The organism is Nostoc sp. CHAB 5715 (assembly GCF_020829685.1).
Classification (GTDB): Bacteria; Cyanobacteriota; Cyanobacteriia; order Cyanobacteriales; family Nostocaceae; genus Nostoc.
The window spans coordinates 1-2,266 of sequence record NZ_JAIVFR010001109.1; the positions used below are offsets into that span (position 1 = coordinate 1).

5 protein-coding genes are annotated in these 2,266 nt (G+C 43.2%); 3 read left to right on the forward strand and 2 right to left on the reverse strand.

Annotation, left to right across the window (positions count from 1 at the left end; translation table 11 throughout):
* The first annotated feature begins 260 nt into the window (after positions 1-260).
* From LC574_RS36505 to LC574_RS36515, 3 genes are all read left to right on the forward strand, one after another.
* Positions 261-842: a site-specific integrase gene (locus tag LC574_RS36505; protein WP_229458494.1), complete on the forward strand. Its 582-nt coding sequence runs from the start codon at positions 261-263 to the stop codon at positions 840-842.
* Positions 839-991, forward strand: a complete 153-nt coding sequence (locus tag LC574_RS36510; protein ID WP_229458495.1) for a hypothetical protein — start codon at positions 839-841, stop codon at positions 989-991. The genes LC574_RS36505 and LC574_RS36510 overlap by 4 nt, the downstream gene beginning before the upstream one ends.
* Before the next feature lie 185 nt (positions 992-1,176).
* Positions 1,177-1,515, forward strand: a complete 339-nt coding sequence (locus tag LC574_RS36515; RefSeq protein ID WP_229458496.1) for a hypothetical protein — start codon at positions 1,177-1,179, stop codon at positions 1,513-1,515.
* On the opposite strand, the gene LC574_RS36520 is transcribed toward LC574_RS36515, so the two are convergent.
* Both LC574_RS36520 and LC574_RS36525 read right to left on the reverse strand, forming a co-directional pair.
* A complete protein-coding gene (locus LC574_RS36520; RefSeq protein WP_229458497.1) occupies positions 1,439-1,978 on the reverse strand; it encodes a hypothetical protein in 540 nt (179 codons plus the stop codon). The two genes, LC574_RS36515 and LC574_RS36520, sit on opposite strands and share 77 nt — an antisense overlap.
* Before the next feature lie 62 nt (positions 1,979-2,040).
* On the reverse strand, positions 2,041-2,266 hold a 226-nt coding region (locus LC574_RS36525), incomplete at its 5' end, for a hypothetical protein (RefSeq protein WP_229458499.1).

The following is a 2,266-nucleotide window of genomic DNA, read 5'->3' on the forward strand; positions in this document are numbered from 1 at the left end:
GTTTGCGCCGAAAATTTGTTGCAAAGTTGGTTCTGCCATAAAGCAAAGCGAATTTTAGTGAAGTGAATAAATCCGTTGTATTTCTTGGCAAAGAAATTGTAAATATTCCTCTTTTATGTAAAACAAGAATATTTACGGATGTCGTGTAATCCTTGCAGTGATTAGGATTAACCCAGTTTTTACTAATAGTCCAAATTAAAAATGTTCCGGTTTAACCAGTTGCAGTGGTTAAACCAGAACATTTATATCAACAAAAGAGAATGAAAAATAACCGCAATGGTCAAGCGGCTATTTTATCTAACATGGAATATTCTAAGATCCGTAACCAGATAAAAAGCCAAAAATACAAACTTCTTCTAGACTTGGCGTGGTACACCGGGGAAAGGTGGGGGGCTTTAGTGAAGTTGCAAGTCGAAGATGTTTATAATCCAGATTCAAGCCCGCGAGAATATATCAATTTTCGAGCCAGAAGTCGTAAGGCCACACCTGATGGAAAGCGGAAAACTCGTCAAGTTCCGGTACATCCTATTCTTGCCGAATCGCTATTGTCGTACAAAATTGATACTGATTTACCGTGGTTATTTCCTAACCGAGCCGGGGATAAACCAATTACCAGCCGCTGGGCAGACGCGATTTTACGTAAAGCTGTTGACCGAGCCGGTTTAGTGGTTAAGGGCATCAGCACCCACAGCACCCGCCGGACATTTATAACGAAGCTGCACCGCAACGGAACCGACTTGTACACAATCAAGCAGATTACTGGACACCAGGATTTTAAATCCTTAGAGCGGTATGTGGAAATTGATAGCGATCGCGTTAAGGGAGCTATCAACGCTCTATGAACCCCAATCTCCTATTCCTGCAAATTGAGATATTCTTCGAGCGCTTACAAAAGGGGGAATACGACCATCCTTTGTATTTGGCTATGGCACTGGAGAATCTTGCAAATCAGGCATGGGATGAAGTTGATCAGGTTTACCCCAATCTGTGACAAATCGCAGCCGGGGCGGATAAGGTGGTGAAGCTAATAGATATTATGTTTCAGCACAAACTGCGATCGCACTTTCAACCAGAGTGCAATCGCATTTTTCATGATTGAGCATTGGGGAATAGCAATTGCAATTAAGTAAAAAACGCTGTATCCTGCCTTGACACAGGCCTTTCAAAAAATAGGCAATGCTCAGACCAGGACAAAACAGTACCAGCTTCCCGCCAGCTTGGAACCACGGGAAAACTCAGACTATCCGCGTACCAGTCGCACTTGCAGAACAAATTTTAGAATACGCCTATGCTATTGACTCTGGTCACGTTATGGATCAACAGATGATTTTGCGGGCTATCGACTCTTTTGTAGAATCAAGAATTGCCCAGTTTCACCCCAATCAGTACAGCAGTACTGGTTCAGTTACGAGTCGGCGCTGGGATGAACTGCGACGGTTCAGAAATGCGATCGCCCTCTCCCACACTGCTGACGGATTAACTTTTCAATCTCACAGGGTGAGTGTCCGTCACTGATGGCAATTTCTACAGCTAGTTTATTTTCATTGCTCAAGGGCGATCGCACGTTGCCACCGCCGATGTGGCGGTGCTGAATCTTCCGCCCATGCATCCAACAGTAGCGGTAATATTTGTGTTTCTTGCCGCAGCGCTTGACCCAGTACTCCTCAACCCAATGAGTGTGTTCGGGAGCAGATTCTATAGGGTCTAGTTTTTGCTCCCGAACAATAGTATCAGTATTTAGAGTGCCTGGTGTTACTTGCTCCCGAACACATACTTGTTCGGGAGCAGATTCTATAGGGTCTAGTTTTTGCTCCCGAACAATAGTATCAGTATTTAGAGTGCTTGATGTTACTTGCTCCAGAACTTGTAGAGTGTGTTCGGGAGCAGTTTCGATTTCATCCCAGAACGGATCGTAAACAGGGGTAGGCAGTGAAAAATTAGTAAAAGCTTCTAAATCAAAAAGTGTAGGTTGGTTCATAATCAAACTGGAAATTAATGGTCGCTGCTCCTGAAGGAGCAGTTTTTTTATGCAGTTATTCCCTAGTAATCCCTTGGGAGGTTACTAGGGAACCAAGATTTTAAAATTTCGATAAATCCAGATAAATTAAGCGATTTATCCGCCCAATAACACTCACGTAAGCAGCCAATTAACCATCCTTGAGGCTTACGAATTGCTTGATGTCCACCACTAAAAACAAAGTGCTTAAGAGCTAATCGGACATCTTCAATGTCAAACTCAAATAGATGTCTAGTTGTTCGTTTATTT